29 protein-coding genes are annotated in these 17,941 nt (G+C 62.2%); all 29 read right to left on the bottom strand.

Going from position 1 to position 17,941, the window contains the following annotated elements:
• Window positions 1-214: 214 nt before the first annotated feature.
• Entirely contained in the window at window positions 215-1,525 is a 1,311-nt protein-coding gene (locus AC1DX6_RS14985) for a replication-associated recombination protein A (protein ID WP_477314534.1), read from the bottom strand.
• A 51-nt stretch (window positions 1,526-1,576) separates the two neighbouring features.
• The gene (locus AC1DX6_RS14980) at window positions 1,577-3,067 is read right to left on the bottom strand and encodes a DegQ family serine endoprotease (protein ID WP_477314532.1); all 1,491 of its coding nucleotides are present in this window, start codon (window positions 3,065-3,067) and stop codon (window positions 1,577-1,579) included.
• Window positions 3,068-3,261: 194 nt separating this feature from the next.
• Window positions 3,262-3,693 (bottom strand): 50S ribosomal protein L17, encoded by a 432-nt coding sequence (gene rplQ / locus AC1DX6_RS14975; protein ID WP_477314530.1) that lies wholly within the window; start codon window positions 3,691-3,693, stop codon window positions 3,262-3,264.
• 104 nt (window positions 3,694-3,797) lie between these two features.
• Entirely contained in the window at window positions 3,798-4,808 is a 1,011-nt protein-coding gene (locus AC1DX6_RS14970; protein ID WP_013531438.1) for a DNA-directed RNA polymerase subunit alpha, read from the bottom strand.
• A gap of 108 nt (window positions 4,809-4,916) precedes the next feature.
• Window positions 4,917-5,306, bottom strand: a complete 390-nt coding sequence (gene rpsK / locus AC1DX6_RS14965) for a 30S ribosomal protein S11 (RefSeq protein WP_006205444.1) — start codon at window positions 5,304-5,306, stop codon at window positions 4,917-4,919.
• A gap of 139 nt (window positions 5,307-5,445) precedes the next feature.
• Window positions 5,446-5,814 (bottom strand): 30S ribosomal protein S13, encoded by a 369-nt coding sequence (gene rpsM, locus AC1DX6_RS14960; RefSeq protein ID WP_006205445.1) that lies wholly within the window; start codon window positions 5,812-5,814, stop codon window positions 5,446-5,448.
• A gap of 210 nt (window positions 5,815-6,024) precedes the next feature.
• Complete coding sequence (locus AC1DX6_RS14955) at window positions 6,025-6,621, bottom strand: adenylate kinase (RefSeq protein ID WP_477314528.1); 597 nt, start codon at window positions 6,619-6,621, stop codon at window positions 6,025-6,027.
• Window positions 6,618-7,958: a preprotein translocase subunit SecY gene (gene secY / locus AC1DX6_RS14950; protein ID WP_477314526.1), complete on the bottom strand. Its 1,341-nt coding sequence runs from the start codon at window positions 7,956-7,958 to the stop codon at window positions 6,618-6,620. Before secY ends, AC1DX6_RS14955 begins: the two co-directional genes overlap by 4 nt.
• A gap of 257 nt (window positions 7,959-8,215) precedes the next feature.
• The gene (rplO, locus tag AC1DX6_RS14945) at window positions 8,216-8,689 is read right to left on the bottom strand and encodes a 50S ribosomal protein L15 (protein WP_477314524.1); all 474 of its coding nucleotides are present in this window, start codon (window positions 8,687-8,689) and stop codon (window positions 8,216-8,218) included.
• Between the two features lie 22 nt (window positions 8,690-8,711).
• On the bottom strand, window positions 8,712-8,909 hold the full coding sequence (gene rpmD / locus AC1DX6_RS14940) for a 50S ribosomal protein L30 (RefSeq protein WP_023736690.1): 198 nt from the start codon (window positions 8,907-8,909) through the stop codon (window positions 8,712-8,714).
• 25 nt (window positions 8,910-8,934) lie between these two features.
• Window positions 8,935-9,498, bottom strand: coding sequence for a 30S ribosomal protein S5 (gene rpsE, locus AC1DX6_RS14935; RefSeq protein WP_006333394.1), 564 nt, complete (start codon window positions 9,496-9,498; stop codon window positions 8,935-8,937).
• 81 nt (window positions 9,499-9,579) lie between these two features.
• The gene (gene rplR, locus AC1DX6_RS14930) at window positions 9,580-9,939 is read right to left on the bottom strand and encodes a 50S ribosomal protein L18 (RefSeq protein ID WP_477314522.1); all 360 of its coding nucleotides are present in this window, start codon (window positions 9,937-9,939) and stop codon (window positions 9,580-9,582) included.
• Window positions 9,940-10,026: 87 nt separating this feature from the next.
• Complete coding sequence (gene rplF / locus AC1DX6_RS14925; protein WP_477314520.1) at window positions 10,027-10,560, bottom strand: 50S ribosomal protein L6; 534 nt, start codon at window positions 10,558-10,560, stop codon at window positions 10,027-10,029.
• 89 nt (window positions 10,561-10,649) lie between these two features.
• Entirely contained in the window at window positions 10,650-11,048 is a 399-nt protein-coding gene (gene rpsH, locus AC1DX6_RS14920; RefSeq protein WP_006205453.1) for a 30S ribosomal protein S8, read from the bottom strand.
• A gap of 12 nt (window positions 11,049-11,060) precedes the next feature.
• Window positions 11,061-11,366: a 30S ribosomal protein S14 gene (rpsN, locus tag AC1DX6_RS14915; protein WP_010909282.1), complete on the bottom strand. Its 306-nt coding sequence runs from the start codon at window positions 11,364-11,366 to the stop codon at window positions 11,061-11,063.
• A 27-nt stretch (window positions 11,367-11,393) separates the two neighbouring features.
• A complete protein-coding gene (rplE, locus tag AC1DX6_RS14910) occupies window positions 11,394-11,993 on the bottom strand; it encodes a 50S ribosomal protein L5 (RefSeq protein WP_111548980.1) in 600 nt (199 codons plus the stop codon).
• Window positions 11,986-12,300, bottom strand: coding sequence for a 50S ribosomal protein L24 (rplX, locus tag AC1DX6_RS14905; RefSeq protein ID WP_013531428.1), 315 nt, complete (start codon window positions 12,298-12,300; stop codon window positions 11,986-11,988). The genes rplE and rplX overlap by 8 nt, the downstream gene beginning before the upstream one ends.
• A 12-nt stretch (window positions 12,301-12,312) precedes the next feature.
• The gene (gene rplN, locus AC1DX6_RS14900; protein WP_006205457.1) at window positions 12,313-12,681 is read right to left on the bottom strand and encodes a 50S ribosomal protein L14; all 369 of its coding nucleotides are present in this window, start codon (window positions 12,679-12,681) and stop codon (window positions 12,313-12,315) included.
• A gap of 71 nt (window positions 12,682-12,752) precedes the next feature.
• A complete protein-coding gene (gene rpsQ, locus AC1DX6_RS14895; protein ID WP_010909280.1) occupies window positions 12,753-12,992 on the bottom strand; it encodes a 30S ribosomal protein S17 in 240 nt (79 codons plus the stop codon).
• An 11-nt stretch (window positions 12,993-13,003) separates the two neighbouring features.
• Window positions 13,004-13,204: a 50S ribosomal protein L29 gene (gene rpmC, locus AC1DX6_RS14890; protein ID WP_006205459.1), complete on the bottom strand. Its 201-nt coding sequence runs from the start codon at window positions 13,202-13,204 to the stop codon at window positions 13,004-13,006.
• Between the two features lie 13 nt (window positions 13,205-13,217).
• A complete protein-coding gene (rplP, locus tag AC1DX6_RS14885) occupies window positions 13,218-13,631 on the bottom strand; it encodes a 50S ribosomal protein L16 (protein ID WP_006205460.1) in 414 nt (137 codons plus the stop codon).
• Between the two features lie 27 nt (window positions 13,632-13,658).
• Window positions 13,659-14,387, bottom strand: coding sequence for a 30S ribosomal protein S3 (rpsC, locus tag AC1DX6_RS14880; protein WP_258601606.1), 729 nt, complete (start codon window positions 14,385-14,387; stop codon window positions 13,659-13,661).
• Window positions 14,387-14,776: a 50S ribosomal protein L22 gene (rplV, locus tag AC1DX6_RS14875; RefSeq protein WP_006205462.1), complete on the bottom strand. Its 390-nt coding sequence runs from the start codon at window positions 14,774-14,776 to the stop codon at window positions 14,387-14,389. Before rplV ends, rpsC begins: the two co-directional genes overlap by 1 nt.
• 2 nt (window positions 14,777-14,778) lie before the next feature.
• Window positions 14,779-15,057 (bottom strand): 30S ribosomal protein S19, encoded by a 279-nt coding sequence (gene rpsS, locus AC1DX6_RS14870; protein ID WP_006205463.1) that lies wholly within the window; start codon window positions 15,055-15,057, stop codon window positions 14,779-14,781.
• A gap of 16 nt (window positions 15,058-15,073) precedes the next feature.
• Window positions 15,074-15,907: a 50S ribosomal protein L2 gene (gene rplB / locus AC1DX6_RS14865; RefSeq protein ID WP_195174889.1), complete on the bottom strand. Its 834-nt coding sequence runs from the start codon at window positions 15,905-15,907 to the stop codon at window positions 15,074-15,076.
• A gap of 22 nt (window positions 15,908-15,929) precedes the next feature.
• Complete coding sequence (locus tag AC1DX6_RS14860) at window positions 15,930-16,223, bottom strand: 50S ribosomal protein L23 (RefSeq protein WP_023757976.1); 294 nt, start codon at window positions 16,221-16,223, stop codon at window positions 15,930-15,932.
• On the bottom strand, window positions 16,220-16,840 hold the full coding sequence (gene rplD, locus AC1DX6_RS14855) for a 50S ribosomal protein L4 (RefSeq protein ID WP_477246638.1): 621 nt from the start codon (window positions 16,838-16,840) through the stop codon (window positions 16,220-16,222). The genes AC1DX6_RS14860 and rplD overlap by 4 nt, the downstream gene beginning before the upstream one ends.
• Complete coding sequence (gene rplC, locus AC1DX6_RS14850) at window positions 16,840-17,553, bottom strand: 50S ribosomal protein L3 (protein ID WP_477246637.1); 714 nt, start codon at window positions 17,551-17,553, stop codon at window positions 16,840-16,842. Before rplC ends, rplD begins: the two co-directional genes overlap by 1 nt.
• 63 nt (window positions 17,554-17,616) lie before the next feature.
• Window positions 17,617-17,925 (bottom strand): 30S ribosomal protein S10, encoded by a 309-nt coding sequence (gene rpsJ / locus AC1DX6_RS14845; protein ID WP_010909272.1) that lies wholly within the window; start codon window positions 17,923-17,925, stop codon window positions 17,617-17,619.
• Window positions 17,926-17,941: the final 16 nt, after the last annotated feature.

Below are 17,941 nucleotides of genomic sequence, written 5' to 3'. Positions count from 1 at the left end.
CAAAGGTTCTGGCAGCGACCACCGCCCGATCGTGCGCCTAGATAAGGTTTTTTGTCCCCTCGCACAATGTCCATCGCATATCGGCCGATTGGCCGGCGGCCGTTGCCAACAATGTTTGGAGGACACCGCTCCACTTCAGATCAGTGCTCGGCAAAGCCGTGCCCCATGGCAATATCTCGTCCCGAAGGGTGAGGACCACCGGGCTGCGCAAAGCCTACCTTTCCCGCTCGGCGCGCAGCTTTGCCCAATAGTCCAGCCGCTTCCTGATATCGCGTTCAAAACCGCGCTCCGGAGGATCGTAGAAGGTTTGCCGGCCCATCTTTTCGGGAAAGTAGTCCTGTCCGGAAAACGCGTCGGGCTCGTCATGGTCGTAGCGGTAGCCCGAGCCGTAATCTTCCTCTTTCATCAGCTTGGTCGGCGCGTTGAGGATGTGCTTGGGCGGCAGCAGCGAGCCGAATTCCTTGGCTGCCTGCGTGGCGGCTTTGAAGGCGGTGTAGACGGCGTTGGATTTGGGCGCCGTGGCGAGATAGACTGTGGCCTCGGCGAAGGCCAGTTCACCCTCGGGCGAACCCAGATAGTCGTAGGCGTCCTTGGCGGCGTTGGCGACGACCAGCGCCTGCGGATCGGCGAGCCCGATATCCTCCATCGCCATGCGCACCAGCCGGCGGCCGAGATAGAGCGGATCCTCGCCGGCATCGAACATACGGGCAAGATAATAGAGGGCTGCATCCGGGTCGGAACCGCGCACCGATTTGTGCAGCGCCGAGATCAGATTGTAGTGGCCATCCTGGCCCTTGTCGTAGATCGGCGCGCGGCGCTGGACGATGCGCTGCAGGACATCTGTCCCGAACACCTCGCCGGGCTTGGCGGCGCGCCAGACTTCCTCGGCCAGCGTCAGCGATGCACGGCCGTCGCCGTCGCTCATGCGGACCAGCATCGCCCTCGCCTCGTCATCGAGCGGCAGCGCCCTGCCCTCCGTCTCCTCCGCCCGCGCCAGCAATTTGGCGATGCTCTCCTCGCCAAGCGAATGGAACACCAGCACCCGCGCGCGGGACAGCAGAGCGGCATTCAGCTCGAAGGACGGGTTTTCCGTCGTGGCGCCGACCAGGACGACCGTGCCGTCCTCCATGACCGGAAGAAAAGAATCCTGCTGGGCGCGGTTGAAGCGGTGGATCTCGTCGACGAACAGCAGCGTCTGACGGCCATTGGAGCGGCGCAGCTTTGCTGCCTCGAACACCTTCTTCAGGTCGGCGACACCGGAAAACACCGCCGATATCTGCTCGAAGGCAAGGCTGGTTTCGCCGGCAAGCAACCGCGCCACCGTGGTCTTGCCGGTGCCGGGCGGGCCCCAGAAGATCATCGAGCCGAGCGAGCCGGAGCCGATCAGCCGCGTCAGCGCACCATCCGGTCCGGTCAGATGCTCCTGGCCGACGACCTCGCCAAGGTTTTTCGGGCGCAGCCGGTCGGCCAACGGCCGCCCGGGCGGCGCTTTTTCCGGTTCATCGACGCTGAACAGATCGGCCATGCAGTTCTTTTGGTTGGAGCACGACCTCTTCGGAAATGCCGGAGATCGAACTCAGTAGCGCAACACCTGGCGCAGTATCTGCCCGCCGCGCTCGACGGTAAAGCGCCACCAGCGCGTATCCTGCTGGGCGAGTTGCGCCAGCGTCGCTGCCGTGTCGACGGTGGTGCCGTTCACTTCACGCACGATATCGCCTGGCTGGAAGCCAAAATCGGCGGCGGGCGAATCGCGGTTGATGTCGACCACGGTGACGCCCTTGAGGTCCGTGCGCAGGCCAAGCCGCTGGGCAAGCCGGGGCGACAGTTCCGCAACCTTGGCGCCGGAGAAGGGGCTGCGGCCATGCAGCGTCACTTCCGAGGCCTTGGCGCCCTCCGGCGCGCGCTCCAGAGGGATGTCCATCGTCGCCTGCTGGCCTTTGCTCAAGATCCCGAAGCTCGCCTTGGTGCCGATCGACAGCGTTGCCATCCGGTAGTCCAGCGCCTCGATGCTTTCGACAGGCGTGCCGTTGAGCTGCAGCACGACGTCGCCGGGCTTGAGCCCCGCCTTGGCCGCCGGCCCGGCCTCTTCGACCGACGAGACCAGCGCACCGGTCGGCTTTTCCATGGCCAGCGATTCGGCGATCTGCGGCGTCACCGCCTCGAATTCGGCGCCGATATAGGGCCGCTCGAAGAAATCGAGCCCGGCCTTGGCCGCATCGGCGAAGGCGCGCACCATGTTGGACGGAATGGCAAAGCCGATGCCGATGGAGCCGCCGCTGCGACTGTAGATCGCCGTGTTGATGCCGACCAGCTGGCCGCCCATGTTGATCAGCGCGCCGCCGGAATTGCCGGGGTTGATGGCGGCGTCCGTCTGGATGAAGTAGCCGGAATCCGAAACGCCGATATGGCTGCGGGCAAGTGCTGAAACGATGCCGCTGGTGGTGGTCTGGCCGACGCCGAACGGATTGCCGATGGCCAGCAGCAGATCGCCGACCTCGAGCGCGTCGGAATCGCCGATGGCGATCACCGGAAACGGCTTGTCCGAGGTGATTTTGAGCACGGCGAGGTCGAGCGTCTCGTCCTTGAGCATGACCTTCGAGGTGAATTCGCGTCCGTCCGCAGTCGCCACCTTCACCTCGTCGGCATCCTTGATGACGTGGTAATTGGTGACGATGACGCCACTGGGATCGACCAGCACGCCGGAGCCGAGCGAGGACTGTGCGCGCGGCTGCGCCCGGCCGAAGAACTCCTCGAAGAATGGATCGCCTTCGAAAGGCGATGTCACCTTGGCCGTCTGCGAGGCATAGACATTGACCACCGCCGGCGCCGTCTGCTTGACCAGCGGCGCGAAGGACAGCTGCACCTCTTCACGGCCGAACGGCACGCGCTTGTCGGGACCGGAGGTGGAGTTTTCGCCCTCGACGCCGTGCAGCAGGTCGGTCAGCACATCGGAGAGGCCCGGATCCGTCTTGGCGGCGTCTTCGGCCAACGCCTGCCTGGCCGCCGGCACGACTGCCAGCGCCATCACGGCGCAGAGCAGAACAAGGGACAACCGTGTGAAGCGCATTCCGAATCCTCCAGATCGGGCGCCATCTGTCCCGACGATTGTGCAAAATAAAAGGCTAAGCCGCTGAAATCCGATTATTTTGGTCGAAACCCACGCGGTTTGAAGCGCGAAATCGGCATGACCGCCCGTTGCTGCTTCCAGAACATAAAAAAGGGGCCGGCAGGCCCCTTTTGAATCGCTTGGAATAGACGGGCTTATGCAGCCGCGGCTTCCTCGTTGGTGCCTTCGGCCTCGATGCGGGCGCGGTCGCCGGCGCCCTTGGCGTCGACGTCACGGTCGACGAACTCGATGACAGCCATGGCTGCATTGTCGCCGTGGCGGAAGCCCGCCTTCATGATGCGCAGGTAGCCGCCATTGCGGTTGGCGTAGCGCGGCGCGATCGTGTCGAACAGGCGCTTGACGACGCCTTCATTGCCGATCTGGGCAATGACCTGGCGGCGGGCGTGCAGGTCGCCGCGCTTGCCGAGCGTCACCAGCTTCTCGACGATCGGACGCAAATCCTTCGCCTTCGGCAGGGTGGTGACGATCTGCTCGTGCTCGAGCAGCGACACGGCGAGGTTGGCGAACATCGACTTGCGATGGCTAATGCTTCGGGCGAAGCGGCGGCCTTTGAAACCGTGGCGCATGGCTCTTTTCCTTCTTCAGTTGTTCAAGAGGCCAAGGCCTCTGATGGTTTTCCGCATGACCGTCGGATCGAGCGGCTCACGCCGCCGATCCTTGGAATTCATGCTCAATATTGGTCTTCGTAACGCTTGGCGAGGTCTTCGATGTTTTCCGGCGGCCAGTCCGGCACTTCCATGCCGAGGTGCAGGCCCATCGCCGCGAGAACTTCCTTGATCTCGTTCAGCGACTTGCGGCCGAAGTTCGGGGTGCGCAGCATCTCGGCTTCGGTCTTCTGGATCAGGTCGCCGATGTAGACAATGTTGTCGTTCTTCAGGCAGTTGGCCGAACGCACCGAAAGCTCCAGCTCGTCGACCTTCTTGAGCAGCGCCGGGTTGAAGGCGAGCTCGGTGACGGCCTCGGCGGCGACTTCCTTCTGCGGCTCGTCGAAGTTGACGAACAGGCCAAGCTGGTCCTGCAGGATGCGGGCTGCGAAAGCCACCGCATCTTCGCCGGTGATCGAACCGTCGGTCTCGATCGTCATGGTCAGCTTGTCATAGTCGAGAACCTGGCCCTCGCGGGTGTTCTCGACCTTGTAGGAGACCTTCTTGACCGGCGAGTAGAGGCTGTCGACCGGGATCAGACCGATCGGCGCGTCTTCGGCGCGGTTGCGGTCGGCCGGCACGTAGCCCTTGCCGGTGTCGACGGTGAATTCCATGCGGATTTCAGCGCCTTCGTCCAGCGTGCAGATGACGTGGTCGGGGTTGAGGATCTCGACGTCGCCAACCGTCTGGATGTCGCCGGCGAGAACCGCACCTGGTCCCTGCTTGCGCACGACCATGCGCTTGGGGCCGTCGCCTTCCATGCGGATGGCGATTTCCTTGATGTTGAGCACGATGTCGGTCACGTCCTCGCGCACGCCGGCGATGGACGAGAATTCATGCAGAACGCCGTCGATCTGCACGGCGGTCACAGCCGCGCCACGCAGCGAAGACAGAAGCACGCGGCGCAGCGCGTTGCCGAGCGTCAGGCCAAAGCCACGCTCGAGCGGCTCGGCGACCAGCGTGGTCAGCGTCTTCTTCTTCGACGAGAATTCGATCTTGTTTGGCTTGATCAGTTCCTGCCAATTTTTCTGGATCATATGATGCTTTCCTTCCGTTGACCCGCCACCATCCAATCGTGGCGGGCGACCTGGAATGCCGTGGAGGAGCGCCCCATGGGACGCTCGCGCGGCGTTCGGTAATTCTTTTTAGACGCGGCGCTTCTTGCGCGGGCGGCAGCCATTGTGCGGGATCGGCGTCACATCACGGATCGAGGTGATGGTGAAGCCGGCCGCCTGCAGGGCGCGCAGCGCCGATTCACGACCCGAGCCAGGTCCGCAGACCTCGACTTCGAGCATGCGCATGCCGTGTTCCTGGGCCTTCTTGGCAACGTCTTCGGCAGCCATCTGGGCAGCGAACGGGGTCGACTTGCGCGAACCCTTGAAGCCCTGGGCACCGGCCGACGACCAGGCAATCGAATTGCCCTGCGCGTCGGTGATGGTGATCATCGTGTTGTTGAAGGTCGAATTGACGTGGGCAACGCCCGACGAGATATTCTTGCGTTCGCGACGGCGAACACGAGCGGCTTCCTTGGCCATGATAGTCCTTTCAGTTGATCTCTACACCGCCGTAATGCCAGCGGCTCCACCTAGGAGAAGGCAGTAGGGGAATATGGCAGTAGGGCAGTATGTCTGCCGATCCTATTGCCTTACTGCCCTACTCCCTTGCTGCCCTAAATTACTTCTTCTTGCCGGCGATCGACTTGGCCGGGCCCTTGCGGGTGCGCGCATTGGTATGCGTGCGCTGGCCGCGAACCGGCAGCGAGCGGCGGTGACGCAGGCCGCGGTAGCAGCCGAGGTCCATGAGGCGCTTGATGTTCATCGACACTTCGCGGCGCAGGTCGCCCTCGACCTGGTAGTCGCGGTCGATCGTTTCGCGGATCTGCAGCACTTCCGCGTCGGTCAGCTGGTTGACACGACGCTCGGCCGGGATGCCGACCTTGTCGACGATCTCCTGGGCGAACTTTTTGCCAATGCCGTGAATGTACTGAAGCGCAATGACGACGCGCTTGTTGGTCGGAATGTTGACGCCGGCTATACGAGCCATATTCTTCTCTTCTCCATGTGGGCCGGACAACCTTTAGAAACAAGGCAGGCCCGGCGCTGTCTAAGTTGCCCCGCGTCCGGTGGAGACCGGCCCATGCGGGAGTTTCCAGTTCAAAGCGGCTGCCTTGCCCTTGCGGACAAGCAAGCCTCATGCCTGATAGGAAGACGGGCCGCCATACCCCAGCGAGCCGCTCCCGTCAAGCGCAATCGTTTATTTCCCGTGTGCCGCCGCCGCCAGCACCGCTTCGATCTGTTGCGTCACCGCATCGATGTCGGCCATGCCGTCCACGCCTTGGAGCTTGCCCTTGGCGTAGTAGTAGCCGATCAGCGGCGAGGTCTTCTTGTAGTACTCGCGCAGGCGCTCTTCGAACACCACCGGATTGTCGTCCTTGCGCACGGGCTGGCCGGCGGCCTGGGCCTCTTCGGCGCGCTTCACGATTCGACCAACCAGCGCCTTGTCGTCGACGACAAGCTCAATGACGACGTCGAGAGCCTGACCACGATCCGCAAGCATCGATTCAACCGCATCGGCCTGCACCAGGGTGCGCGGGTATCCGTCAAGGATAAAGCCGTTTGAGCAATCGGCCTGGTCGATGCGCTCGGCCACGATGGCGTTGACGATGGCGTCGGAAACCAACTCGCCGGCATCCATCACCGCTTTGGCGCGCTTGCCGACTTCCGTGCCAGCCTGGACGGCAGCACGCAGCATGTCACCCGTGGAAAGCTGGGGTATGCCGTGTTTGTCTACCAGTCTTTGTGCTTGCGTCCCCTTGCCCGCCCCCGGCGGCCCAAGCAATATCAACCTCATCTGGCTTTCTTCCCCCCGCGCAGCTTCGACTTCTTGATCAGGCCCTCATACTGATGGGCGATCAGGTGACCCTGAATCTGCGCCACCGTATCGAGCGTTACACTGACCACGATCAGAAGCGATGTGCCACCGAGGTAGAATGGTACGCCAGTCGCTGAAATCAAGAACTCGGGCAACAGACACACCAGCACCAGATAGACGGCGCCGACGACAGTGATGCGGGTGAGAACGTAGTCGATGTAATCGGCGGTGCGCTCACCTGGACGGTAGCCCGGGATGAAGCCGGAATGCTTCTTGAGCTGATCGGCGGTGTCCTTCGGGTTGAAGACGATCGCGGTGTAGAAGAAGGCGAAGAACACGATCATCGCCGCATAGAACGCCATGTAGAGCGGCTGGCCATGGCCGAGCGAGGCAAGGATGGTGCTTGCCCAGGCCGGCATGTTGGTCGTCTGCGAGAAGCCGGCGACGGTTGCCGGCAGCAGCAGCAGCGACGAGGCGAAGATCGGCGGAATAACGCCCGAGGTGTTGAGCTTCAGCGGCAGATGCGAGGTATCGCCCTGGAACATGCGGTTGCCGACCTGGCGCTTCGGATACTGGATCAGCAGGCGGCGCTGGGCGCGCTCGAAGAACACGATGAGCGCAATGACGATGATCGCAAGCACGATGATCGCCAGGATGAGGCCCGTCGACAGCGCACCGGTGCGGCCAAGCTCCAGCGTGCCGGAGATGGCGCGCGGCAGGCCGGCGACGATGCCGGAGAAGATGATCAGCGAAATGCCGTTGCCGATGCCGCGTGCGGTGATCTGTTCGCCCAGCCACATCAGGAACATGGTGCCGCCGACCAGCGTCACGACGGTCGAAATGCGGAAGAACACGCCGGGATCGTTGACGATGCCGTTGCCGCCTTCCAGACCGACAGAAATGCCGTAGGCCTGCACCAGCGCCAGCAGCACGGTGCCGTAGCGCGTGTACTGGTTGATGATCTTGCGGCCCTGCTCGCCTTCCTTCTTCAGCGCTTCCAGTGACGGGATGACCGAGGTCATCAGCTGCATGATGATGGAGGCGGAGATGTAGGGCATGATGCCGAGCGCAAAGATCGCCATGCGCTGCACGGCGCCGCCGGCGAACATGTTGAACATGCCAAGCACGCCCTTGCTCTGCGACGAGAAGGCCTGTGCAAAAGCGTCGGGATTGATGCCGGGCAGCGGAATGTAGGTGCCGAGGCGATAGACGAGCAGCGCGCCAATGGTGAACCAGATGCGCTTCTTCAGGTCCTCCGCCTTGGCGAAGGCCGAGAAATTCAGATTCGAGGCTAGTTGTTCAGCAGCCGAAGCCATGCCTGATTCTCCGCTAGAGCATGATGCCGAAAAGTGTGAAGCGGTTTTCGGACAACATCATGCGCTACTTTTTGATTTCCATGTCACGCTCGATGCCCGCAGCTCAGGCGGCGCGTGTCACCGAAGCTCACGAGATAAGCTCCGGACTGTAAACATGCAAGCGGCCGCGTTGACGCGGCCGCCATATTGCTTGGGATGAAAGTGCGATCGAAGGCAAAAACGATAAACATCCTTGCTGATCGCGCTTCAAATTGTCGTTACTCGGCGACTGCCTTTTCCGGCAGCTTCACCGAACCGCCGGCCTTTTCGATCTTCTCGATCGCGGCCTTGGAGGCGCCGGCAACGTCAAAGGCGAGCTTTGCCTTGATCTCGCCGTCGGAGAGGATGCGCACGCCGTCCTTGACGCGGCGGATGACGCCGGCAGCGACCAGCGCTTCAGCCGTCACGGTTGCCTTGGCATCGAGCTTCTTGGCGTCGAGCGCAACCTGGATGCGAGCCAGCGACACGACCGTGAAGCTCTTCGCAAAGATGTTGTTGAAGCCGCGCTTCGGCAGACGCCTGTAGAGTGGCATCTGGCCACCCTCGAAGCCGTTGATGGCAACGCCGGAGCGCGCCTTCTGGCCCTTGACGCCGCGACCGGCGGTCTTGCCCGAGCCGGAACCGATGCCGCGGCCGAGACGCTTCTTGGAGTGCGTCGCGCCGTCCTTGTCACGCAGATCGTTGAGTTTCATCTTCGTTCTCCTGCGCTTGTGTTCAGCCCTCGTCCACGACGCGGACGAGATGCTGGACGGCAGCGATCATGCCGCGCACGGAAGGAGTGTCCTCCAGCGTGCGCTGCTTGTGCATCTTGTTGAGGCCGAGGCCGACCAGCGTTGCGCGCTGCTCCTTCGGCCGGCGGATCGGCGAACCGATCTGCTCAACGGTGACGGTCTTGGTTGCTTTCTTGGCCATGGTCAAAATCCCTGGTCAGCGTCGACTATTCTTCAGCCGCAACGGCGGTGCCGCGGCGGGCCTGAAGGGTCGAGTACTTGATGCCGCGCGCAGCAGCCACATCCTTTGGATGCATCTGGCTCTTCAGCGCGTCGAAAGTGGCGCGAACCATGTTGTACGGGTTCGACGAACCCATCGACTTGGCGACCACGTCATGCATGCCGAGCGTCTCGAAGACAGCGCGCATCGGGCCGCCAGCGATGATGCCGGTACCCTGCTTGGCAGCGCGCAGCAGCACGCGTCCCGCGCCCCAGCGTCCTTCGACGTCGTGGTGCAGCGTACGGCCCGAGCGCAGCGGCACGAAAATCATGTCGCGCTTGGCCGATTCAGTTGCCTTGCGGATCGCCTCAGGCACTTCGCGCGCCTTGCCGTGACCAAAGCCGACGCGGCCCTTCTGGTCGCCGACGACGACGAGTGCTGCAAAACCGAAGCGACGGCCGCCCTTGACGACCTTGGCGACGCGGTTGATGTGGACGAGCTTATCCACCATGCCATCGTCGCGCTCTTCGCGATCACGGCCGCGGCCGCCATCCCTACGTTCCTGTGCCATATCCTGTTCCTTGTTTTTTTCCGGAAGCACGGTTGCTGATAAGATCCGGCACCTCTGTGGGTTGGCCGGGGGCGAAAGTTTTTAGAAGCTCAGGCCACCTTCGCGGGCAGCCTCGGCCAACGCCTTGACGCGGCCGTGATAGATGTAGGCGCCGCGGTCGAAGACGACTTCCTTGACGCCGGCCTTCGCAGCCCGCTCGGCGATCAGCTTGCCGATCGCAGCGGCTGCCGCGGTGTCGGCGCCGGTCTTGAGCGAACCCTTGAGATCCTTCTCCAGCGTCGAGGCGGCAACGATGGTGTGGCCCTTGGCGTCGTCGATGACCTGCACGTAGATGTTCTTCGACGTGCGGTGAACCGAAAGACGCGGACGCTCGCCGGCGACCTTCTTGATCTGGCGACGGACGCGCTGCGCGCGGCGCTGGATGGATTCTTTGTTAGCCATGATAGTCTTCCTTGCCTTCAAAAAACGGGGGCCGCCATATGCGGTAGGCGAAAGCGCCTCCCGCGACCGCTCCCCGCGGCGTTACGATTACTTCTTCTTGCCTTCCTTGCGGACGATCTTCTCGCCGGCGTAACGGACGCCCTTGCCCTTGTAAGGCTCGGGGCCGCGGTATTCGCGAATCTCGGCGGCAACCTGGCCAACCTGCTGCTTGTCGATGCCGGCCACGGTGATTTCGGTCGGCTTCGGCACGGTGATGGTGATGCCAGCCGGCGTCTGATAGACGACGTCATGGCTGAAGCCAAGAGCCAGCTGCAGGTTCTTGCCCTGGAGTGCTGCGCGATAGCCGACGCCGGTGATCTCGAGCTTCTTCTCGAAACCGTCCTTGACACCCTGCAGGATGTTGACGATCTGCGTGCGCGACATGCCCCACTTGGAGCGGGCGGTCTTGGTCTGGTCGCGCGGCTGGACAGCAATCTCGCTGCCTTCCATCTTGACCAGCACTTCGTCGTTCACCACGAACTTCAGCTCGCCCTTGGGGCCCTTCGCCGTCACGGTCTGGCCGTTGACGGTCGCGGTCACGCCCTGCGGCAGCGAAACGGGTTTCTTACCAATACGAGACATTTTGTTGTCCTCGTCACTTCTCTTGTTTCAGGTCTCTGTCTTCGGAAACGATCCGAAGACCGGATTCCAGTTTGCGGTCAGCTGCCAGATCAGAAGATCTGGCAGAGGATCTCGCCACCGACATTCTGTTCGCGCGCTTCGTGGTCGGCCATCACGCCCTTCGGTGTCGAAAGGATGGCGATGCCGAGGCCGTTGGCGACGTGCGGGATCGACTTGGCCGAGACGTAAACGCGACGGCCCGGCTTCGAGACACGGGCGATTTCGCGCACGACCGGAGCACCGTCGAAATACTTCAGCTCGATCTCGATTTCGGACTTGCCGTTGTCGAAGTCGGTCTGGCTGTAATCGCGGATATAGCCTTCAGCCTTCAGCACGTCGAGGACGCGGGTACGCAGGCGCGAGGCCGGCGTCGAAACGCTCGACTTCTTGCGGCCATAGGCGTTGCGGATGCGGGTCAGCATATCGCCGAGAGGATCGCTCAATGACATGTTATGTCCTCCTTACCAGCTCGACTTGACCAGGCCCGGGATCTGGCCGTTATTGCCGAGATCACGAAGCGCGATGCGCGATACTTTGAGCTTGCGATAGTAGGCGCGCGGACGGCCGGTAACTTCGCAGCGGTTGCGGATGCGGATCTTGGCCGAGTTGCGCGGCAAGGCAGCAAGCTTGAGCTGAGCGCGGAAACGCTCTTCCATCGGCTTGGACTGATCCATGATGATCGCCTTGAGGGCAGCGCGCTTGGGACCGTACTGGTCGGCAAGCTTGCGGCGCCTGTTGTTCTTCTCGACTGAGCTGGTCTTTGCCATTTCAGATTTTTCCTTTTCTCGCTGCCGTTACTGGCGGAAGGGGAAGTTGAAGGCCTTGAGCAATGCCCTGGCTTCGTCGTCCGTCTTCGCAGTCGTACAAACGATGACGTCCATGCCCCAGATCTGATCAACCTTGTCGTAGTTGATCTCCGGAAACACGATGTGTTCCTTGATGCCCATGGCATAGTTGCCACGGCCATCGAAGCTCTTCGGATTCAGTCCGCGAAAATCGCGGACGCGCGGCAGCGCGATGTTCACGAGACGGTCGAGGAACTCGTACATGCGTTCCTTGCGCAGCGTGACCTTGGCGCCGATCGGCATCTTTTCGCGGACCTTGAAGCCGGCGATCGAATTGCGAGCCCGGGTGACGACGGCCTTCTGGCCGGCGATCATCGCCAGGTCTTCGGCAGCGATCGAAGGCTTCTTCGAATCGCCGGTCGCTTCGCCAACGCCCATGTTCAGCACGATCTTGTCGATGCGCGGAACCTGCATCTCGTTCTCGTAGCCGAACTGCTCCTGCAGCGCCTTGCGAATGGTCTCGTTGTAGACCTGCTTCAGACGCGGCGTGTTCTGGGCCTTGGACTGCTTGCTTTCAGCCTTGGGCTTCGTGGTTTGAGCCTTAGCCATTGATGACTTCTCCCGAGCGCTTGGCGACGCGCACCTTCTTGCCGTCCTTCTGGAAGATGAAGCCAACGCGGGTCGGCTTGCCATCCTTGGGGTCGGCCAGCGCGATGTTCGACAGCTGGATCGGCGCTTCCTTGGTGATGATCCCGCCCTCTTGGGACTGGGACTGCTTCTGGTGACGACGGATCATGTTGACGCCGCGCACCAGCGCGGTGTCTTCCTTCGGCTGTACCGAGAGGACTTCGCCCGAACGGCCCTTGTCCTTGCCGGCCAGCACGACGACCTTGTCGCCTTTTCTAATCTTCTGCATTGGTCCGGCTCCTTACAGCACTTCAGGCGCGAGCGAGATGATCTTCATGTGGTTCTTGGCGCGGAGTTCGCGCGGAACCGGTCCAAAGATACGCGTGCCGATCGGCTCTTTCTTGTTGTCGACCAGAACGGCTGCGTTCTTGTCGAAACGGATCACGCTGCCGTCCGGGCGGCGGATGTCCTTGGCCGTGCGAACCACGACCGCCTTCATCACATCGCCCTTCTTGACGCGGCCGCGCGGAATGGCTTCCTTGATCGACACCACGATGATGTCGCCCACGGAAGCGTATTTCCGCTTCGAGCCGCCCAGCACCTTGATGCACATGACACGACGGGCGCCGGAATTATCCGCGACGTCGAGGTTTGTTTGCATCTGAATCATGACTGGCCGCCTTCTTCTTTTCTAACGGGACAGGCTCAAAGCCCCTCCCCGGTCTGTCCAAAATTCGTTGTTTACGCCTGATCCGAAGATACGACGATCCAGCGCTTGTCCTTGGAAATCGGCTTCGATTCCTGGATGAACACCTGATCGCCAACCTTGTGGGCGTTGTTCTCGTCGTGCGCCTTGTACTTCTTGGTCATGCGCACGGTCTTCTTCATCACGGGATGCGTGAAGCGCCGTTCGACCTTGACGACAACCGTCTTCTCGTTCTTGTCGCTGACGACGGTGCCCTGCAGAATGCGCTTTGGCATGGTTTTCGTCCTTAAGCCTTCTTAGCCGCGGACTTTTCCGCAGCGATGGTCTTGATACGCGCAATGTCCTTACGGACCTGTCTCACGCGCGCGGTCTTCTCGAGCTGGCCGGTGGCCTTCTGGAAGCGCAGGTTGAACTGCTCCTTCTTCAGGCTGGCCAGGTCGTCGGTCAGCTGGTCCTGGGTCTTGGTCCGGATGTCTTCGGCTTTCATGATCAGCCCGTCCTTATTCTGCGATGCGCTGTACGAAGCGCGTCCTGACCGAGAGCTTGGCCGCGCCGAGACGCAGCGCCTCACGGGCGGTTTCTTCGTTGACGCCGTCGATCTCGAACATGATGCGGCCCGGCTTGACGCGAGCTGCCCAGTAATCGACCGCGCCCTTGCCCTTGCCCATGCGGACTTCGGTCGGCTTCGAGGTCACCGGCACATCCGGGAAAATACGGATCCACACGCGGCCGGCACGCTTCATCTCACGAGTGATCGCGCGGCGGGCCGCCTCGATCTCGCGCGCGGTGACGCGGTTCGGCTCAAGCGCCTTCAGCCCGAAACCACCGAAATCCAGGTTGGTGCCGCCCTTGGCGGTACCATGGATGCGGCCCTTGAACTGCTTGCGGAACTTTGTGCGCTTTGGCTGCAGCATCGTTCTAACTCCAAATTCTCAACTGTCTTAGGCGTTTTCGCGACGGCGACCGCGTTCGCGCTCGCCACCACCACCGCCATGCGCATGATCGCCCTCGGTCGCGCGACGCTCCGAAGCCATCGGGTCGTGCTCGAGGATTTCGCCCTTGAACACCCAGACCTTGACGCCGCAGATGCCGTAAGCCGTGTGCGCTTCGGCCGTGCCGTAGTCGACATCGGCGCGCAGCGTATGCAGCGGCACGCGGCCTTCGCGGTACCATTCCATGCGCGCAATCTCGGCGCCGCCGAGACGGCCGGCGCAGTTGATGCGGATGCCTTCTGCACCAAGACGCATCGCCGACTGAACGGCACGCTTCATGGCACGACGGAACGCGATACGACGCTCGAGCTGCTGGGCGATCGACTGGGCGACCAGGGTCGCGTCGATCTCCGGCTTGCGCACTTCAACGATGTTGAGGTGCGTCTCGGACTTCGTCATCTCCATCAGCTTCTTGCGAAGCTTCTCGATGTCGGCGCCCTTCTTGCCGATGATCAGACCCGGACGCGCCGCATGGATGGTGACGCGGCACTTCTTGTGCGGACGCTCGATCACGACCTTCGAGATGGCTGCCTGCTTGAGCTCCTTCTCGAGATACTTGCGGATCTTGATGTCCTCATGCAGCAGCTTGCCGTACTCGCCGGTGTTCGCGAACCAGCGCGAATCCCACGTGCGGTTGATGCCGAGGCGCAGACCGATCGGATTGACTTTCTGGCCCATTATGCGGCCTCCCCTTTTTCTTCGACTTCACGAACAACGATCGTGAGGTGCGAGAACGGCTTCTCGATACGGCTGGCGCGACCACGGCCACGGGCATGGAACCGCTTCATGACGATCGACTTGCCGACATAGGCTTCCGCCACGATCAGCGCATCGACATCGAGGTCGTGGTTGTTTTCCGCGTTGGCGATCGCCGATTCCAGCGTCTTCTTGACCGTGCCGGAAATCCGCTTGGCCGAGAATTCGAGATCGGAAAGCGCTGTCGCGACCTTCTTGCCGCGGATCAGCGCGGCAACGAGGTTCAGCTTCTGCGGGCTGATACGGATCGTGCGCAATACGGCGCGCGCTTCGTTGTCAGCAAGCCTGCGCGGAGCTTTGGCCTTGCCCATGATTATTTCCTCTTCGCCTTCTTATCCGCGCCGTGACCGTAATAGGTCCGGGTCGGAGCGAATTCACCGAACTTGTGACCGACCATGTCCTCGTTCACCGAGACGGGAACATGCTTCTGGCCGTTGTAGACACCGAAGGTGAAGCCGACGAACTGCGGCAGGATGGTGGAGCGACGGCTCCACATCTTGATCACCTCATTGCGACCACCTTCACGAACCTTGTCCACCTTCTTGAGAAGGTAGCCGTCAATGAAGGGGCCTTTCCAAATCGAACGAGTCACTTGGCGTTACCTCTTCTTAGCTCTTGCGCTGATGGCGCGAGCGCAGGATGAACTTGTCGGTCGCCTTGTTGGACCGCGTCTTCTTGCCCTTGGTCGGCTTGCCCCAGGGCGAAACCGGATGGCGGCCACCCGAAGTGCGGCCTTCGCCGCCGCCGTGCGGATGGTCGACCGGGTTCATGGTCACGCCGCGATTGTGCGGGCGCTTGCCACGCCAGACGGTGCGACCGGCCTTGCCGTCATTGATGTTGCCGTGGTCCGGATTGGACACGGCGCCGACAGTGGCCATGCACGAACCGTGCACGACACGCTGCTCGCCCGAGTTGAGGCGAAGGATCGCCATGCCCTGGTCACGACCGACCAGCTGGCCGTAGCCGCCGGCCGAACGAGCGACCTGAGCGCCCTTGCCCGGCTTCAGCTCGATGTTGTGGACGATCGTGCCGACCGGCATCGAAGCCAGCGGCATCGCATTGCCCGGCTTCACGTCGACCGATTCACCGGCAACGATCTTGTCGCCGGGAGCCAGACGCTGCGGGGCGATGATGTAGGACAGCTCGCCATCGTCGTACTTGATCAGCGCGATGAAGGCGGTGCGGTTCGGATCGTATTCGATGCGCTCGACCGTGCCGACAACGTCGAACTTGCGGCGCTTGAAGTCGATGATGCGGTACGAACGCTTGTGACCGCCGCCGATGAAGCGAGCCGTGATGCGACCGTAATTGTTGCGGCCGCCCGACTTGGTCAGGCCTTCGGTCAGGCCCTTGACGGGCTTGCCCTTGTAGAGGCCCGAGCGGTCGACGATGACCAGCTGGCGGGTGCTCGGCGTTACCGGGTTGAATTTTTTCAGTGCCATGTTTCTGTCCTCGCGGCCTTGCTCAGAGACCCGTCGCGACGTCGATCGACTGGCCATCGGCCAGCGTCACAATCGCCTTCTTGACGTCGCTCTGGCGGCCAACCGTGCCACGGAAGCGCTTGATCTTGCCCTTGCGGACAAGCGTGTTCACGGCCATCACCTTGACGCCGAACAGCGCTTCGACGGCGGCCTTGATTTCCGGCTTCGACGCCTTCTTGGCGACGTTGAAGACGACCTGGTTCTGCTCGGAGGCCATGGTCGACTTTTCGGTGATCGCCGGCGAGACGATCACGTCGTAGTGACGAAGGTCGGTCATTTGAAGCGCTCCTCGAGAGCCTCGACGGCGGCCTTCGAAAGGACCAGCGTGCCGCGGCGCAGAATGTCGTAGACGTTGATGCCCTGGATGGGCAGCACGTCGATGTTCGGGATGTTCGTCGCTGCCAGCTTGAAGTTCTTGTCAAGCTCGGCGCCGCCGATCAGCAAAGCGTTGGTCAGGCCCAGCGTCGCGAAATTCGCGATCAGCGCCTTCGTCTTGGCCTCGGTCAGCTTCAGCTCGTCGATGATGATGATCGACGCGCTCTTGGCCTTGGCTGAGAGAGCATGCTTGAGGCCGAGTGCGCGGACCTTCTTCGGCAAATCGTGCTCGTGGCTGCGAACGACCGGGCCGTGAGCCTTGCCGCCGCCGCGGAACTGCGGAGCGCGTGCCGAATGGTGACGGGCGCGGCCCGTACCCTTCTGCTTGTACATCTTGGCGCCGGTGCGCGCGATTTCGGCGCGGCCCTTGGCCTTGTGCGTGCCCTGCTGCTTCTTGGCGAGCTGCCAGCGCACGACGCGCTGCAGGATGTCTTCGCGCGGATCAAGGCCGAAAATCTCCTCGGAGAGTTTCACCTTGCCGGCGTCCTTGCCGCCCAGCGTTGTGATCTTGATGTCCATTATTCCGCTCCCTCTGTGGCCGGGGCATCGTTCTTGGCGACAGCACGGATTGCGGCAGGCTTCGGCGCATTGGCCGGCAGCGCCACCTTGGCGGCGTCGCGAACCAGGATCCAGGCGCCCTTCGAACCGGGAACCGCACCGCGGATCAGGATCAGGCCGCGATCGGCATCGGTCGAAACGATCTCGACATTCTGCGTGGTGACGCGGGTGTCGCCCATGTGGCCAGCCATATGCTTGCCCTTGAACACCTTGCCCGGATCCTGGCGCTGGCCAGTCGAACCGTGCGTACGGTGAGACACCGAGTTACCGTGCGTCGCACGGCCGCCACCCATGTGGTGGCGCTTGATGACGCCCTGGAAACCCTTGCCGATCGTCGTGCCCGTCACATCGACCTTCTGGCCGGCGACGTAATGCTCGACGGTGATCTCGGCGCCGACATCGATCATGTTGTCGGCCGAGACGCGGAACTCGGCAACCTTGGCCTTGGGCTCGACGGAAGCGGTCGCGAAATGGCCGCGCATCGCCTTCGACGTATTCTTCACCTTGGCAAGGCCAACGCCGAGCTGGACGGCGGTATAGCCGTTCTTCTCCTGCGTGCGCTGCGCCACGACCTGGCAGTTCTCCATCTGGAGAACGGTGACGGGAACATGTTCCCCGGCATCGTTGTAGATGCGGGTCATTCCCACCTTCTTTGCAATCACACCTGAACGCATCGGTTCAATTCCTTTAGAGTTCCGGGCCAGGGGCACCGCCCCTTCCTCGCTCGCTCTCGTTCCTTAGAGCTTGATCTCGACGTCGACACCGGCGGCCAGATCGAGCTTCATCAAAGCATCGACCGTCTGCGGGGTCGGATCGACGATGTCGAGCAGACGCTTGTGCGTGCGCATCTCGAACTGCTCGCGGCTCTTCTTGTCGACGTGAGGCGACCGGTTGACCGTGAACTTTTCGATCCGCGTCGGCAGCGGAATGGGGCCGCGGACGTTGGCACCGGTGCGCTTAGCCGTCGACACGATTTCCTTCGTCGAGGCGTCGAGCACGCGGTGATCAAACGCCTTCAGGCGGATGCGGATATTCTGTCCGTTCATGCGTCACTTCCTTGTT

It is taken from the genome of Mesorhizobium sp. P2_C4 (genome assembly GCF_056404575.1).
Note: the sequence above shows the minus strand (reverse complement) of the source record. Positions and strands in the feature narration are given on the sequence as shown.

Excerpts from the sequence above, each read along its gene's own strand:
- AC1DX6_RS14985 (WP_477314534.1), bottom strand. The coding sequence starts at position 1,525 with ATGGCCGATCTGTTCAGCGTCGATGAACCGGAAAAAGCGCCGCCCGGG.
- AC1DX6_RS14980 (WP_477314532.1), bottom strand. The coding sequence starts at position 3,067 with ATGCGCTTCACACGGTTGTCCCTTGTTCTGCTCTGCGCCGTGATGGCG.
- rplQ (WP_477314530.1), bottom strand. The coding sequence starts at position 3,693 with ATGCGCCACGGTTTCAAAGGCCGCCGCTTCGCCCGAAGCATTAGCCAT.
- AC1DX6_RS14970 (WP_013531438.1), bottom strand. The coding sequence starts at position 4,808 with ATGATCCAGAAAAATTGGCAGGAACTGATCAAGCCAAACAAGATCGAA.
- rpsK (WP_006205444.1), bottom strand. The coding sequence starts at position 5,306 with ATGGCCAAGGAAGCCGCTCGTGTTCGCCGTCGCGAACGCAAGAATATC.
- rpsM (WP_006205445.1), bottom strand. The coding sequence starts at position 5,814 with ATGGCTCGTATAGCCGGCGTCAACATTCCGACCAACAAGCGCGTCGTC.
- AC1DX6_RS14955 (WP_477314528.1), bottom strand. The coding sequence starts at position 6,621 with ATGAGGTTGATATTGCTTGGGCCGCCGGGGGCGGGCAAGGGGACGCAA.
- secY (WP_477314526.1), bottom strand. The coding sequence starts at position 7,958 with ATGGCTTCGGCTGCTGAACAACTAGCCTCGAATCTGAATTTCTCGGCC.
- rplO (WP_477314524.1), bottom strand. The coding sequence starts at position 8,689 with ATGAAACTCAACGATCTGCGTGACAAGGACGGCGCGACGCACTCCAAG.
- rpmD (WP_023736690.1), bottom strand. The coding sequence starts at position 8,909 with ATGGCCAAGAAAGCAACCAAGACCGTCACCGTTGAGCAGATCGGTTCG.
- rpsE (WP_006333394.1), bottom strand. The coding sequence starts at position 9,498 with ATGGCACAGGAACGTAGGGATGGCGGCCGCGGCCGTGATCGCGAAGAG.
- rplR (WP_477314522.1), bottom strand. The coding sequence starts at position 9,939 with ATGGCTAACAAAGAATCCATCCAGCGCCGCGCGCAGCGCGTCCGTCGC.
- rplF (WP_477314520.1), bottom strand. The coding sequence starts at position 10,560 with ATGTCTCGTATTGGTAAGAAACCCGTTTCGCTGCCGCAGGGCGTGACC.
- rpsH (WP_006205453.1), bottom strand. The coding sequence starts at position 11,048 with ATGTCATTGAGCGATCCTCTCGGCGATATGCTGACCCGCATCCGCAAC.
- rpsN (WP_010909282.1), bottom strand. The coding sequence starts at position 11,366 with ATGGCAAAGACCAGCTCAGTCGAGAAGAACAACAGGCGCCGCAAGCTT.
- rplE (WP_111548980.1), bottom strand. The coding sequence starts at position 11,993 with ATGGCTAAGGCTCAAACCACGAAGCCCAAGGCTGAAAGCAAGCAGTCC.
- rplX (WP_013531428.1), bottom strand. The coding sequence starts at position 12,300 with ATGCAGAAGATTAGAAAAGGCGACAAGGTCGTCGTGCTGGCCGGCAAG.
- rplN (WP_006205457.1), bottom strand. The coding sequence starts at position 12,681 with ATGATTCAGATGCAAACAAACCTCGACGTCGCGGATAATTCCGGCGCC.
- rpsQ (WP_010909280.1), bottom strand. The coding sequence starts at position 12,992 with ATGCCAAAGCGCATTCTGCAGGGCACCGTCGTCAGCGACAAGAACGAG.
- rpmC (WP_006205459.1), bottom strand. The coding sequence starts at position 13,204 with ATGAAAGCCGAAGACATCCGGACCAAGACCCAGGACCAGCTGACCGAC.
- rplP (WP_006205460.1), bottom strand. The coding sequence starts at position 13,631 with ATGCTGCAGCCAAAGCGCACAAAGTTCCGCAAGCAGTTCAAGGGCCGC.
- rpsC (WP_258601606.1), bottom strand. The coding sequence starts at position 14,387 with ATGGGCCAGAAAGTCAATCCGATCGGTCTGCGCCTCGGCATCAACCGC.
- rplV (WP_006205462.1), bottom strand. The coding sequence starts at position 14,776 with ATGGGCAAGGCCAAAGCTCCGCGCAGGCTTGCTGACAACGAAGCGCGC.
- rplB (WP_195174889.1), bottom strand. The coding sequence starts at position 15,907 with ATGGCACTGAAAAAATTCAACCCGGTAACGCCGAGCACCCGCCAGCTG.
- AC1DX6_RS14860 (WP_023757976.1), bottom strand. The coding sequence starts at position 16,223 with ATGACCGACCTTCGTCACTACGACGTGATCGTCTCGCCGGCGATCACC.
- rplD (WP_477246638.1), bottom strand. The coding sequence starts at position 16,840 with ATGGACATCAAGATCACAACGCTGGGCGGCAAGGACGCCGGCAAGGTG.
- rplC (WP_477246637.1), bottom strand. The coding sequence starts at position 17,553 with ATGCGTTCAGGTGTGATTGCAAAGAAGGTGGGAATGACCCGCATCTAC.
- rpsJ (WP_010909272.1), bottom strand. The coding sequence starts at position 17,925 with ATGAACGGACAGAATATCCGCATCCGCCTGAAGGCGTTTGATCACCGC.